At 40.4% G+C, this 13,969-nt stretch carries 15 protein-coding genes; 9 read left to right on the top strand and 6 right to left on the bottom strand.

Translation table 11 applies throughout. The features are described from left to right. Positions 1–54 precede the first annotated feature (54 nt). A complete protein-coding gene (locus HMPREF1128_RS08060) occupies positions 55–402 on the bottom strand; it encodes a hypothetical protein (RefSeq protein ID WP_007526201.1) in 348 nt (115 codons plus the stop codon). 186 nt (positions 403–588) lie between these two features. Beyond that, positions 589–1,401, bottom strand: coding sequence for an IclR family transcriptional regulator (locus tag HMPREF1128_RS08055; RefSeq protein WP_007526239.1), 813 nt, complete (start codon positions 1,399–1,401; stop codon positions 589–591). Positions 1,402–1,576: 175 nt separating this feature from the next. On the opposite strand from HMPREF1128_RS08055, the gene yiaK reads away from it, so the two are divergent. From yiaK to HMPREF1128_RS08025, 6 genes are all read left to right on the top strand, one after another. Next, positions 1,577–2,575: a 3-dehydro-L-gulonate 2-dehydrogenase gene (gene yiaK, locus HMPREF1128_RS08050; protein WP_035530446.1), complete on the top strand. Its 999-nt coding sequence runs from the start codon at positions 1,577–1,579 to the stop codon at positions 2,573–2,575. Positions 2,576–2,623: 48 nt separating this feature from the next. Continuing rightward, positions 2,624–3,094, top strand: a complete 471-nt coding sequence (locus HMPREF1128_RS08045; protein WP_007526210.1) for a YhcH/YjgK/YiaL family protein — start codon at positions 2,624–2,626, stop codon at positions 3,092–3,094. Then, positions 3,094–3,576, top strand: a complete 483-nt coding sequence (locus HMPREF1128_RS08040; RefSeq protein ID WP_007526183.1) for a TRAP transporter small permease — start codon at positions 3,094–3,096, stop codon at positions 3,574–3,576. Before HMPREF1128_RS08045 ends, HMPREF1128_RS08040 begins: the two co-directional genes overlap by 1 nt. Beyond that, on the top strand, positions 3,573–4,850 hold the full coding sequence (locus HMPREF1128_RS08035) for a TRAP transporter large permease subunit (protein WP_007526242.1): 1,278 nt from the start codon (positions 3,573–3,575) through the stop codon (positions 4,848–4,850). Before HMPREF1128_RS08040 ends, HMPREF1128_RS08035 begins: the two co-directional genes overlap by 4 nt. A 28-nt stretch (positions 4,851–4,878) precedes the next feature. Further along, entirely contained in the window at positions 4,879–5,865 is a 987-nt protein-coding gene (locus HMPREF1128_RS08030; protein ID WP_007526225.1) for a TRAP transporter substrate-binding protein, read from the top strand. Between the two features lie 70 nt (positions 5,866–5,935). After that, complete coding sequence (locus HMPREF1128_RS08025) at positions 5,936–7,399, top strand: FGGY-family carbohydrate kinase (protein WP_007526221.1); 1,464 nt, start codon at positions 5,936–5,938, stop codon at positions 7,397–7,399. Positions 7,400–7,449: 50 nt separating this feature from the next. Here HMPREF1128_RS08025 and aqpZ read toward each other — a convergent pair whose 3' ends face one another. The 3 genes from aqpZ to tsaA all read right to left on the bottom strand — a co-directional run bounded on the left by aqpZ (position 7,450) and on the right by tsaA (position 9,819). Then, a complete protein-coding gene (aqpZ, locus tag HMPREF1128_RS08020) occupies positions 7,450–8,136 on the bottom strand; it encodes an aquaporin Z (protein WP_007526207.1) in 687 nt (228 codons plus the stop codon). Positions 8,137–8,248: 112 nt separating this feature from the next. After that, positions 8,249–9,028: an SIMPL domain-containing protein gene (locus HMPREF1128_RS08015; protein WP_007526223.1), complete on the bottom strand. Its 780-nt coding sequence runs from the start codon at positions 9,026–9,028 to the stop codon at positions 8,249–8,251. 53 nt (positions 9,029–9,081) lie between these two features. Then, positions 9,082–9,819 carry a tRNA (N6-threonylcarbamoyladenosine(37)-N6)-methyltransferase TrmO gene (tsaA, locus tag HMPREF1128_RS08010; RefSeq protein ID WP_007526240.1) on the bottom strand — a complete coding sequence of 246 codons (738 nt, stop codon included), beginning with the start codon at positions 9,817–9,819 and terminating at the stop codon, positions 9,082–9,084. A gap of 61 nt (positions 9,820–9,880) precedes the next feature. On the opposite strand from tsaA, the gene HMPREF1128_RS08005 reads away from it, so the two are divergent. The 3 genes from HMPREF1128_RS08005 (at position 9,881) to ilvA (ending at position 13,115) form a co-directional block, all read left to right on the top strand. Further along, positions 9,881–10,789 (top strand): 1,4-dihydroxy-2-naphthoate polyprenyltransferase, encoded by a 909-nt coding sequence (locus HMPREF1128_RS08005; RefSeq protein WP_007526229.1) that lies wholly within the window; start codon positions 9,881–9,883, stop codon positions 10,787–10,789. 99 nt (positions 10,790–10,888) lie between these two features. Further along, positions 10,889–11,488 (top strand): peptidylprolyl isomerase, encoded by a 600-nt coding sequence (slyD, locus tag HMPREF1128_RS08000; RefSeq protein WP_007526194.1) that lies wholly within the window; start codon positions 10,889–10,891, stop codon positions 11,486–11,488. Between the two features lie 103 nt (positions 11,489–11,591). Beyond that, a complete protein-coding gene (gene ilvA, locus HMPREF1128_RS07995) occupies positions 11,592–13,115 on the top strand; it encodes a threonine ammonia-lyase, biosynthetic (protein ID WP_035530440.1) in 1,524 nt (507 codons plus the stop codon). 49 nt (positions 13,116–13,164) lie between these two features. Here the strand turns inward: ilvA and pdxH are convergent, their stop codons facing one another. Further along, on the bottom strand, positions 13,165–13,794 hold the full coding sequence (gene pdxH / locus HMPREF1128_RS07990; protein WP_007526198.1) for a pyridoxamine 5'-phosphate oxidase: 630 nt from the start codon (positions 13,792–13,794) through the stop codon (positions 13,165–13,167). Positions 13,795–13,969: the final 175 nt, after the last annotated feature.

The following is a 13,969-nucleotide window of genomic DNA, read 5'->3' as shown; positions in this document are numbered from 1 at the left end:
CTCAAGTGATAAAGAGGAAGACGCCATCCTTGGCGTCTTTTTCGGGGGCTCAAGTTATGAGCATTGTCCTGCTGCGCGTAATAAATCATTACAAGAACCGGTAGATTTAGCTGTACCACCGCTACCGCCGTTACACACTGCCCCAGAAGTTGCTGGGCCAAAGAAGGTTAATGCATTGGTGACATAACATTGGTGTGAGCGTTTGCCAACAGTTGCAGTAAAGTTAATTTGTACGCCTTCGTTTGAGCGGTTGCTGATTTTTACTGCGCTGGCATCAGTATTCAGTGCAAATGCCGCTTTTTCTTTAAGTTTTTCTTCAGAAACAGTTGCACTGTTTAATGCACTACATCCGGTTAAAGTGAAAGCCAAAAGTGAGGCTAAAACAACAGTTTTCATGTTCATCGTATTGCTCCTAGTAATCAGGGATGGAGAAAAATTGAATAACAGGCAAAGCTTAATTTACCTAACTTGCTAAAGTTGAGTATATTCTAGTACTAATAATTAAAAGTGTAAACTGTTAATTCATGTTTTTATATAAAAAATAAGCGTGAATTTTTAAAACTCACGCTTTTTAAGGCTGACAAGCGGTTAAATTTCCGGATTTTTTTGCAAATCATTTTGCCAACCGAGTGCTTGGGAGATCGCTATCGCCGTTTCTTTTACGGCTTCGTGTAAGAAGTCTGTCCCGATTTGAGCAAGACGCGAAACTGACATCGATACTGATAATGCGTAATCCACCTCATTTTTAAAATTGAAAATCGGATAAGCAATGCAGGTAACACCAAGTTCATTTTCTTCTTTATCCAATGCAAAACCTTGTGCACGAATCTCATCTAACTCTTTTCTCATTAAGTTGATATCAGTAATAGTATGACAAGTAAGCTGTTGAATATCTGCTTGGTGGTTAACCCAATAATGCATTAAATAAGTACTTGCTTTTTTATCGAAGGCTAAATAAAGCTTACCCATACCTGAACAATAGAGGTTGAGTCGTTGCCCGATATAAGCACGGGTGCGCAACATACCAGTCGTTGGCTCAAGTTTATAAATCATGATGGCATGATCGTTTTCTCGCATTGAAAGATTCACAGTTTCGCCAATTTTGAGGTTCAGGCTCTCTAAATAAGGTGAAGCAAGATGGATAATATTCATAGAGGAAAACATTTTATGCCCAATAGCTAAACATTTTGTGGTAAGTCGATAACTGCCAGCAGTCGTTGCGGCTTGAATAAATCCTTCCTGTTGTAAACCTTGTAATAGTCGGTGCACAGTACTTTTATTTAATCCAGATAATTCGGCTAATTTTGCTAATGGACAGCCGTTTGGATAATGACTTAATAAATCGATCAATCTTAATCCGCGAATTAGGCTTTGGTTTCCACTATTTTTTTCTTCTTTCATGCTCATCTCCTGAAAACAAAATGTGATCTAATTCACATTTTATCGTTTTAATTTGTGATCTGCTTCACAACTTTTTATTCCGCTACTTAACGGCACTATCATAACCGACTAATATGCAAAATATGAAATGATATTTCGTAATATGAAATTTAAGCTGTGAGGAGTGATTATGACTATTCGGGTTTCGTATGAGGCATTAAAAGCAGAATTTAAACGAGTCTTGCTAGCACGAAAAGTAAAAGAAGAAACTGCAGAGGCGTGTGCGACTGTGTTTGCGGATACGACGCAAGCGGGTATTTATTCGCATGGCGTTAACCGTTTTCCACGTTTTATTCAACAGTTAGAAAATGGTGATGTCATTCCAGATGCTGAACCCACGAAGGTTTTATCACTTGGCGCAATTGAACAGTGGGATGCTCATCAATCAATTGGTAATTTAACCGCAAAAAAAATGATGGATAGAGCAATGGAGATTGCGCGTGAACACGGTATTGGCGTAGTCGCACTTCGTAATGCAAATCACTGGATGCGCGGCGGCACCTATGGTCAACAAGCCGCAGAAAAAGGTTTTGTAGGGATTTGTTGGACAAATGCATTAGCAGCTATGCCACCTTGGGGGGCAAAACAACCAAGAATCGGTACAAACCCGTTCGTTATTGCTGTACCTACTACACCGATTACAATGGTAGATATGTCTTGTTCGATGTTCTCTTATGGTCAACTAGAAATTCACCGCCTACAAGGCAGGCAAACAGCAGTGGATGCGGGATTTGATGATGAAGGTAATCCAACACGCGAACCAAGTATTGTTGAGAAAAATCGCCGCTTGATGCCGATGGGATTTTGGAAAGGCTCAGGTTTATCAATCGTGTTAGATATGATTGCAACACTTTTAGCCAATGGGGATTCTACGGCAGCAATTACTGAAGATAAAAGTGATGAATTTGGTATGTCGCAAATTTTTATTGCCATTAAGGTAGATCGTTTAATTGATGGTAAAACCAAAGAAGAAAAATTAAAACGTATTATGGATTATGTAACGTCTGCAGAGCCATCTAATCCAGCACAGCCAGTCCGTTTGCCAGGGCATAAACAGATTGCTGTTGAAGCCGACCATCATGCAAATGGCATTCCAGTCGATGAATCAGTTTGGGCAAAATTAAAAGCGTTATAAGCCTAACAAGCGGTCAAATTTAGAGAAAATAATGCAAAGGGGGCGGTTATGTATTTCGGTCATATCGCAAATTATCAACCAGCACATTATCCAAAGGCGATTCAGTTTGCTTTGGATTATCTCAAACAAACAGATTTTGAGAAGATGGAAGCGGGTGTATATGAACTTAAAGGACGGGCAATTTTTGTCCAAGTATTGGATTTAACCACTCAAGCTAAAGTGGCATTTCAGCCTGAAGTCCACCGTAATTATTTGGATGTGCAATATCTGCATAAAGGTAAAGAAATTATGGTGGTTGCCGCTGATTTAGGAAATAACCCAATTGCACAAGTTTACTCGCCAGAACGTGATATTCAATATTATGCGGAGGTTTCTGGCGAAAACGAATTTCATTGTTTACCAGGTAATTTTGCCGTGTTTTTTCCTGAAGATGCTCATCGCACCGCTATTTTTGATGGTACGGAAAGTATTCGTAAAATTGTAGTGAAAATCGCATTAAGTGAGTTGGAGGCAGAATAATGAAAGCTTTTGCCCAGTTAATTGGCAAGTTGTTAGAAGGTATTTGTGTTGCCATTTTAGCCATTATGTCTATTTTGGTTTTCTTAAATGTTGTGTTGCGCTATGGCTTTAATAGCAGCATTAGTGTCACTGAAGAAGTGTCTCGATATTTGTTTGTTTGGCTAACTTTTTTAGGTGCGGTGTTGGCATTTAATGAAAGACAACATGTTAGTGTAAATGTGTTCGTAGAAAAATTATCTGCTCGTGGACAGTCAGTATTACGATTATTGACTGATGGTATGATGCTATTTTGTTGCTATCTCATCGTTTCAGGTAGCTGGATTCAGTTTCAACTTAACTTAAATAACTTAGCGCCAATTTCAGGTTTACCACAAGGCATTACTTATTTAGCGAGCGTGGTGGCAGGTGGGCTAATCGGACTCTTGTTGATTGCCAGAATTTTTAGCGGATGCGTGACACTTGCTAAAGGAGAAATACTATGACAGTAGTTATTTTTCTTTCTGTTTTATTAGGTGCAATTCTCCTTGGTGTTCCAGTCGCTTTTGCGTTATTGATTTGCGGTGTTGCGTTAATGCTGCACTTAGATTTATTTGATGCACAAATTTTAGCGCAACAAATTGTTAGCGGCGCAGATAGTTTTTCACTCATGGCGATTCCATTCTTTATTCTTGCTGGTGAGGTTATGAATGAGGGTGGGCTATCCAAACGGATTATTGACTTACCAATGAAACTAGTTGGCCATAAACGTGGCGGATTAGGTTTTGTAGCCATTTTAGCAGCAATGATTATGGCTAGTCTTTCTGGTTCAGCAGTAGCTGATACCGCAGCTGTAGCAGCAATGCTATTACCGATGATGAAAACGACGGGTTATCCACTTGATCGCTCCGCAGGCTTAATTGGTACAGCTGGTATTATTGCCCCAATTATTCCACCTTCTATCCCATTTATTGTCTTTGGTGTGGCAAGTGGTGTTTCGATTACTAAACTTTTCTTGGCGGGTATTTTCCCTGGAATAATGATGGGGTTTTGCTTGGCATTGTTATGGTGGTGGCAGGCTAAACGCTTAAATTTAATGACATTCTCTAAAGCTACCAAACAAGAGCTTTGCATATCATTTAAAAACAGTATTTGGGCATTGTTATTACCAGTAATTATTATCGGTGGTTTCCGCTCAGGTATCTTTACGCCGACTGAAGCAGGGGCAGTAGCAACGGCATATGCACTTATTGTTTCTCTCTTTGTTTATCGTGAGTTAAAAGTTAAAGATCTTTATAAAGTCTTTTTAGCAGCAGCAAAAACAACAGCAGTAGTTATGTTCTTAGTTGCTGCGGCAAATGTAACAGGCTGGCTTATTACTGTCGCAGAATTACCAATCATGTTAACTGAATTGCTTGAGCCGTTAATCGCGCATCCAACAACCTTATTATTAGTGATTATGCTTGCGGTCTTTATTATCGGAATGGTCATGGATTTAACGCCAACAGTGCTAATTCTGACCCCAGTATTGATGCCACTGATTGAAGAAGCAGGAATTGATCCCGTTTATTTCGGCGTCCTCTTTATCTTAAATACATCAATAGGTTTAATTACACCGCCAGTAGGCAACGTGTTGAATGTGATTACTGGAGTATCCAAACTTCCGTTTGATCAAGCAGCAAAAGGTGTTTTCCCTTATTTAATCATGATGATTATGTTGTTACTTGCCTTTGTGTTTGTACCCGAATTAATTTTGGTGCCATTACAATGGATTAGCTAACGTTTCTTAACCCTATGAGGAAATTACGATGAAATTATTCAATTTAAAAACTTTAAGTGCTCTTGTTGCTGGAATGAGTATGATGATCGCAAATGCGAATGCTGAAGTATCATTACGCTTTGGTTATGAAGCACCGCGTACAGATAGCCAACATTTAGCGGCAAAAAAATTCAACGAATTACTCAATGAAAAAACAAAAGGGGAAATTAAACTTAAGCTTTTCCCAGATAGCACTTTGGGTAATGCTCAAACTATGATTAGCGGTGTGCGCGGTGGTACTATTGATTTAGAAATGTCAGGTTCGCCAAACTTTACTGGTTTAGAACCAAAATTAAATGTGATCGATATTCCGTTTATTTTTAAAGATCGCGCACATGTTTACAAAGTACTAGACGGTGAGATTGGTCAAGGTTTATTAAAAGATCTTGAAGCACAAGGCTTAAAAGGCTTAGCATTCTGGGATGTTGGTTTCCGTGCGTTTTCAAACTCTAAACATCCAGTAACAAAACCGGAAGATATTAAAGGCTTAAAAGTACGTACTAACCAAAACCCTATGTACATTGAAGCATTTAAATTATTAGGTGCTAATCCGGTACCAATGCCATTAGCAGAGCTTTATACAGCATTAGAAACTCGAGCAGTAGATGCTCAAGAACATCCAATCGGTATTTTCTGGTCTTCTAAACTTTATGAAGTACAAAAATATTTGAGCTTGACCAACCACGGTTATACCCCGTTAATTGTGGTTATGAACAAAGCGAAGTTTGATGCACTTAGTCCAGAGTTACAAAACGCAATGATAGAGGCTGCAAAAGAAGCAGGACAATATCAGCGTGATTTGAACGTGAAAAATGAAAAAGAAATAATTACGAACTTGCAAAAACAAGGTATTGAAATCATCGAGAAAGTCGATACTCAACCGTTCCAAGCTGTTATTGCAGAGCAAGTGCGTAAAAGTTTCGTAGAAAAACATGGTGATGCCCTACTTAAACAAGTAGATGCATTAGCACAATAAAGTGTTAGCAAGCGGTTGAATTTCGCAAATTTTTTGCAAAATTTCACCGCTTGTTTTTTAGGAGCAAGAAATGAATTACTACCTTGGCATTGATTGTGGCGGCACTTTTATTAAAGCAGCGCTTATTAGTGAGAGCGGCGAAGTAGTAAGTTTAGCGCGAGAAAATGTTTCTGTGCTGAGTGAACAAGCAGGGTATGCTGAACGAGAAATGGAAGCGCTTTGGCAGGTTTGTGCGAAGGTAGTTAAACAGGTGATTGCACAAAGTCATATTGCGGCAACCGCAATTAAGGGCGTTGGCATTTCTGCACAAGGTAAAGGCGCTTTTTTATTAGATAAACAACATAAACCGCTTGGACGAGCAATTACCTCGTCTGATCAACGAGCATTACATATTGTCAAACAATGGCAAGAAGAAGGCATTCCGCAAGCACTTTATCCGATTACCCGCCAAACGCTTTGGACAGGGCATCCTGTTTCAATCCTTCGTTGGCTGAAAGAACATGAGCCTGAGCGTTACAGCAATATTGGCGCAGTGTTGATGTCACATGATTATTTGCGTTTTTGTCTAACAGGCGAGTTATATTGCGAAGAAACGAATATTTCCGAGAGCAATCTTTATAATATGCAAACAGGGAAATATGACGAACAGCTTGCAGAAAAATTAGGTTTGCAAAATATTCTTGAAAAACTACCGCCTGTAATTGCACCGAATCAAGTGGCTGGATTTGTCACAGAGAATGCCGCTAAATTAACAGGGCTAGTTGTTGGAACGCCAGTTGTCGGCGGGCTGTTTGATGTGGTTTCTACAGCCTATTGTGCAGGGCTTACTGATGAAACTAAACTGAATGTTGTGTTAGGGACTTGGTCAGTGGTAAGTGGCATTACTGATCATATCGACGAAAGCCAAACGTTACCATTTGTCTATGGCAAATATGCTAAAGCAGGTCAGTTTATTGTGCATGAGGCAAGTCCAACATCAGCCGGTAATTTGGAATGGTTCTTAAAGCAGTGGGCAAATGTCAGTTATCAACAATTGAATGAGCAAATCGCAGCCCTTCCAGCTGCTGCAAGTTCAGTATTGTTTGTTCCTTTCTTATATGGTTCGAATGCAGGCCTTGGCATGCAAGCCGCTTTTTATGGAATGCAAGCGCATCATACCCAAGCGCATTTATTACAAGCGATTTGTGAAGGGGTGCTGTTTAGTTTGATGACACATTTAGAACGAATGCGTATTCGCTTTCCTCATGCTGATACATTACGGGTAACTGGTGGACCGGCTAAGTCAGCAGTATGGATGCAAATGTTGGCAGATTTAAGCGGTATGCATTTAGAGATTCCTAATGTAGAAGAAACCGGTTGTTTAGGTGCTGCGATAATGGCAATGCAAGGTGTCACAGCGACACAAGATGAGCAAATTTTTGAGAATGATATGAGCATATATGTGCCAAACGCTCAACATTATGCGGCATATCAAGCAAAATACCAACGCTATCAACGCTTGGTAAAAGCATTAAAGCAAGTTGATGAGGTGTAGAAACAAAAAATGCAACCCGAAGGTTGCATTTTTTATATGTACTAGAGAGATTATTTTTCTGTTGCAATGAAACGGTATGCGATTGCACCGATGATTGCGCCAGAAATTGGTGCGGCCCAGAATAACCATAATTGTTCAATTGCCCATGAACCTTGGAATAATGCAACGCCAGTTGAACGAGCTGGGTTTACAGAAGTATTGGTTACAGGGATTGAAATTAAGTGAATTAAAGTTAAACCTAAACCGATAGCAATTGGTGCTAAACCTGCTGGTGCACGTTTATCAGTTGCACCCATGATAATCATTAAGAAGAATGCTGTTAAGACTACTTCAATAATGAATGCTGCAGCAAGAGAATAACCATGTGGTGAGTGTTCACCGTAACCGTTGCTTGCAAAGCCTGCAGTCACATCAAAACTGTTCGCGCCTGAAGCAATCGTATATAATACTGCTGATGCTACGATCGCACCGGCAACTTGTGAAATAATGTATGGAAGTAAGTCTTTTGCATTAAAGCGTCCGCCTACTAATAAACCGATAGAAACGGCTGGGTTGAAGTGACCACCAGAAATGTGTCCTACAGCATATGCCATGGTTAATACGGTTAAACCAAATGCTAATGAAACACCTGCATAACCAATGCCTAATTCAGGGATGCCTGCAGCTAAAACTGCACTACCACAGCCACCGAATACTAACCAAAATGTTCCGAAAAATTCTGCGAAATATTTTTTCATGTAGATTCCTTAAAAATAAAAAATATCGGCACCATCATGTGCCATTGAAGATTGGCTATTTACTAGCCGTTTACCTAAAATAACCTGCTATGAGCAGGTTATTCAGATTCGTTTATTCAAATTGAATTGAGCCGTCTGCGCTAGCTTTAATGATTTGTTTGCCAGGGATGAGAATCATCGGTTCAGCTGTCTTAGCTTCCGAACTTAGTGCCATTTTAGATAATGCTCGTTCTTCTGCGAAGTAGTAACCATCGGAAAAGCTTGCTCTATCGCTTGGCGTATTTAAGCGAACATTCTGTAACGTGTATTTTTTAGCATTTAAGCCTTTTTGAATCACTTCAGCTTTGTGTTGGAATTGTTGAATGATCTCTAAGGTCATCTCATCTTCCAATGAAGCTAATTTTTCTTTCGATACACTAAATGAAACATTATCAATAGAAGCATTATCTCCAAGGTTATCTAATACTTTTGCCATTGATTCTAAATCTTTACTTTTTAATACTAATTCGCCTTCTGCAACCCAGTTTTCAATCAGGCGTTTACCGTTTTTTTGAGTATAGTAAGTTGGGTAAGTACGGATACCATTGCTACTGACTTCAATCGATGGATATTGTTTAATTAAATCCATCACTTTGTTGAGTTTTTCGTTAACTTGGGATTTTAATTCTTTAACCGATTTACCTTCTTTCCGACTGGATAGGGATGCTTGCATCGAATCTTGTTCTACTTCACGTGTCACATCAGTACTGAAATGGAACTCGGTTTTGTTGTCATCATTTTTAGCCTGTTCTTCAAAAACATGTCCAATGGTTTGTCCTTCTGCGTGAACCATAAATGGTGTTGCAATAGCTAGTGGTAGAACAGCCCAGTATTTTTTTAGATTTGGTTTCATTATTTTTTTCCTTTAGTTGTGCACAAAACTGGCAAGTTAGAGTTTCTGGTTCTTTAAAAGTTCCTATCTTTAATTTCTATTACAATCGCTTTACAAATAGCATCTTTTTCCATTTGCCAGCGAATGTTTAATCCAGCCAAATTCATGCCATAAATCCGTTCGGAATTTTTGCCTTGCTGATAAGCTGGGCGAGGGTCCTGGGCGATAACCTCTCGAATAAAGTTTAGTGGATCGTCAATGCCGAATTTTGCAAAATGTGACAGATTTTCGACCGCTTGCTGGGCAGCTTTTGTAAAGGAAACGGTAAGTGGTGCAGGCGGTTTTTCTTGTGCAAAGCTAGAATGCGCATCAGGCTCGCTGTCTGCATAAGCGATATAAGGCTTAATATCTAAAATAGGTGTGCCGTTAACCAAATCGATACTGCCTAAATGCAGATAAACTTCGCCATTAGCAATTTCAATGCGTTCTAATTTTACCTTAGAAAGCCCAATGGGATTGGGGCGGTGGGTTGCACGGGAGGCAAATACCCCAATACGCTGATTACCCCCTAAGCGAGGAGGACGTACGGTTGCATGCCAGCCTCGTTCAGGAATTTGATGAAATTGGAAAATAAGCCATAAATGGCTAAAGGCTTCTAATCCACGCACTGAATCGGGTGAGTTGAAAGGCGGCAGTAGGCGGATAAAGCCTTTCCCTTGTGCAACCAAATTGGGTTGGCGTGGCACGGAGAATTTTTCATCATAAGGCGAATGCACAACGGCAATTGGCTGAAGTGTAAGAGGTTCTAACATCGTATGGGCTTTTCTGTTAAGATACGGTTCATTTTTGACTATTTTAAACCAAAGAGATGAGATGAACAAAAACAGCGCTTTTTCTATCTGGTTCACGACCGCTCGCCCACGCACTTTACCGCTTGCGTTGGCGTCAATCATTATCGGTTCTGCTTTAGCTTATTGGGCAGGAAAATTTGATCTAATTACCACACTGTTAGCATTTATCACCACGATTTTATTGCAAGTGTTATCGAATTTTGCCAACGATTATGGCGATCACGTGAAGGGTTCTGACACCGCTGAGCGTATTGGGCCGTTGCGTGCGATTCAACATGGCGCAATTACGGGGGCGCAACTTAAACAAGCGGTCATTTTACTTTCGATTCTTTCCTTTTTATCTGGCGCCTTATTGACAGTTTATGCTTATGAGTCAATTCAAGATTTGATTGTCTTTTTAGCACTGGGCGCGATTTCGATTGTGGCGGCTATTACTTATACTGTAGGTAAAAAAGCCTATGGGTATTTAGGTTTAGGCGATTTGTTTGTGCTGATATTTTTTGGCTTTGTCGCTGTTATTGGCGTGTTTTATTTACAGGCGCATGAAATTAAACCACAAATTTTCTTACCCGCATTGGGGTGTGGTTTGCTTTCAGTTGCTGTATTGAATATCAATAACTTGCGCGATATTGAGCAAGACCGAAAAGCTGGCAAAAATACGCTGATTGTGCGTATTGGTTCAGCAAATGGACGGAAATATCATGTGGCGTTATTAGTGGTAGCAATGCTTTCTTATTTAGTTTTTGCTTTAACAGAGCTCCATCATTGGTATAACTACCTATTCTTATTAGCCACACCGCTGTTGGCAAAACACGCGTTATTTGTTTATCGTCATCAAAATCCTGCAGAACTCCGTCCTATTTTAGGGCAGATGGCAGGTTTGGCGCTGATTACTAATTTATTATTTAGTTTAAGCATTGTGTTGGGTTGATTATTTCAACCATCAAGCGGTCGATTTTGACTGAACGTTTGCAAATCTGCATTAAACCGTTACAATGCGAAAGATTTTAACCCCAATAAAGGATTCAACATGAAAATTGCAAAAAACCTTGTGCCAAGCATTGCTTACCAAGTTCGTACACAAGATGGCGTATTAGTCGATGAAGCGCCAGTAAATCAACCTTTAGAATACTTACACGGTCATAACAACTTAGTGGAAGGTTTAGAAAAAGCATTAGAAGGCAAAGCAGTTGGCGAAACATTCGAAGTGCAAGTGAGCCCAGAAGAAGGCTACGGCGAATACAATGAAAACATGGTACAACGTGTACCAAAAGAAGTTTTCATGGGTGTGGACGATTTAGAAGTAGGTATGCGTTTTATCGCAGATACTGACATTGGTCCATTACCAGTAGTGATTACTGCAGTAGAAGGCGATGAAGTTGTTGTTGATGGCAACCACATGTTAGCAGGTCAATCATTATTATTCTCTGTGGAAGTGGTTGGCATCCGTGAAGCAACAACCGAAGAAATTGCACATGGTCATATTCACTCTGGTCACGAGCATGGCTGCGGCTGTGGTGGTCATGACCACGATGAAGAAGAAGGTCATAGCTGCTGTGGCGGTGGCCATCACCACCATCACCACGATCATGACCATGGTCATGGCGGTTGTGGCTGCGGCGGTCACTAATTTTTCTCTGTTTGAGGTAAGGGCGTGTTGCACACGCCCTTTTCATCTTTAGTCTTAACGTCTTCAATTCCTGTCTTCGGGAAGATCATTAAAATCCAATATTATGACACAACAAATCCAATCCAATACGGACTATCTCCGTAGAATCTTGAGTTCAAACATTTATGATTTGGCACAAGTGACACCATTACAAAAGATGGAAAAACTCTCTGCGCGCTTAAAAAATAACATTTTTATTAAACGTGAAGATCGTCAGCCTGTGCATAGTTTCAAACTACGTGGTGCCTTTGCGATGATTTCTAATCTGTCGAAAGCACAGAAAGAAGCGGGCGTAATTGCAGCTTCTGCTGGGAATCATGCGCAAGGGGTTGCGTTATCTGCAAAACATTTAGGGTTACGTGCACTGATTGTTATGCCACAAAATACACCGTCTATTAAAGTTGATGCAGTACGTGGTTATGGCGGCGAAGTCTTACTTTTTGGCGCTAATTTTGATGAAGCGAAAGCTAAAGCGATGGAGCTCGCGGAAGAACTCAATATGACTTTCGTGCATCCGTTTGATGCGCCCGATGTGATTGCCGGACAAGGTACGATTGCAATGGAACTCATCCAGCAACGTGGCGATTTAGACCGTATTTTTGTGCCAGTTGGTGGCGGTGGTTTAATTGCTGGGATTGCGGTACTGATTAAACAATTGATACCAGAAATTAAGGTCATTGGTGTTGAATCGAAAGATTCTGCTTGCTTATATGCAGCATTAAAAGCAGGGCAGCCGACAGATTTAGAGCGCGTTGGTTTATTTGCAGATGGGATTGCGGTAAAACGTATCGGCGAGGAAACCTTCCGTTTGTGCCAGCAGTATGTTGATGATGTGGTATTGGTAGATAACGATCAAATTTGTGCAGCATTGAAAGATATTTTTGAAAATGTGCGTGCAGTTGCTGAGCCGTCAGGTGCGGCTTCGTTGGCTGGTTTGAAAAAATATGTGAAAGAACACCAAATCGAAGGCGAGAATTTGGCTTGCATTCTTTCTGGAGCGAATTTGAATTTCCATACCTTACGTTTTGTTTCAGAACGTTGTGAAATTGGCGAAAAACATGAAGCTTTATTAGCAGTTACCATTCCAGAACAGCGTGGAAGTTTTCTGACATTCTGCCAAATTTTAGGTAATCGTGCGGTGACTGAATTTAACTATCGCCATGCAGATGATCGTAACGCTTGCATTTTTGTTGGTGTTCGAATTAACGGCAGTCAAGAGAAGATGGAGATCATTAAAGAACTTCAACAGAACGGCTACAATGTCGAAGATCTTTCAGATGATGATATTGCTAAAACGCATATTCGTTATATGGTTGGCGGGCGTGCGGCTTCAATTAAAAATGAAAAACTCTACCGTTTTGAGTTCCCAGAACAAAAAGGTGCGTTGCTAAAATTCTTGAAAGCACTAACCAACTGGGATATTTCATTATTCCATTACCGTGCGCATGGGGCAGATTATGGCGATATTCTGGCTGCTTTCACGATGGAAACGGGTTCTGAAGCAGAGCTTACTCACCATCTTGAACAACTGGGTTATCGATTCCAAGATGTAACAGACAGTTTGTCTTATCGTTATTTCTTGAAGTAGTGGAATGGAAATGAATGAGGGCGAAGAGGTTAATTCTTCGCCCTGTTTTTTAAGGAGAAAGGCGCACTTTTACCCATTGTGCATCTTGCCATTGATAGCAAATTCTATCGTGTAATCGGCTTGGGCGACCTTGCCAGAATTCAATGCGTTCAGGTTTGACTAAATATCCCCCCCAGTGAGGTGGGCGTGGAACATGAAATGGATGTTGCGCTGCAATAAGCGCTGCTTTGGCAACTAACGTGTTTTTACTTTCTAACTCTTGGCTTTGTGCGCTTGCCCAAGCACCAATACGGCTGGTGTATGGACGCGATTGGAAATAGGTATCTGACTCTTCCTCACTTAATCGACTGACACTGCCTTCAATTCGCACTGAGCGCTCTAATTCTGGCCAAAAGAAGGTCAGTGCAGCATATGGATTTTCGCTAATGGCTTGCCCTTTTCGGCTTTGGTAGTTAGTAAAGAAGACAAAGCCTTGTTCATTGACTTCTTTAAGTAACACCATGCGGGCGGTTGGTTTACCATTTTGCACGGTAGCCACGTTCATAGCAGTTGGTTCATTGGCTTTTGCATGGATAGCTTCATTAAGCCAACGCTCAAATTGTTTAAGCGGGTTTGGGTCGCACTGACTGCGAGAAAGGGTTTGTTTGCTGTATTCATCTCGAATATTGTGTAAATCCATGATGCCTCCAGATTATCGGAAGATAGACAAGCGGTTGTTTTCTTGCAATTTTGAGGGTATGTAGCTGTTGCACAGAATCCAAGCTTAACCGCAATAAAAATGTCTTTAATTTTATGATAGACTAATGGCATTCTAATTTAAATAGAGATTAATTGTTAGAACGATTATTTCTATA

The organism is Haemophilus sputorum HK 2154, from assembly GCF_000287615.1.
Taxonomy (GTDB): Bacteria; Pseudomonadota; Gammaproteobacteria; order Enterobacterales; family Pasteurellaceae; genus Haemophilus_A; species Haemophilus_A sputorum.
The sequence above is the reverse complement of the archived record's forward strand: the minus strand, read 5'-3'. Positions and strand labels throughout refer to the sequence as shown.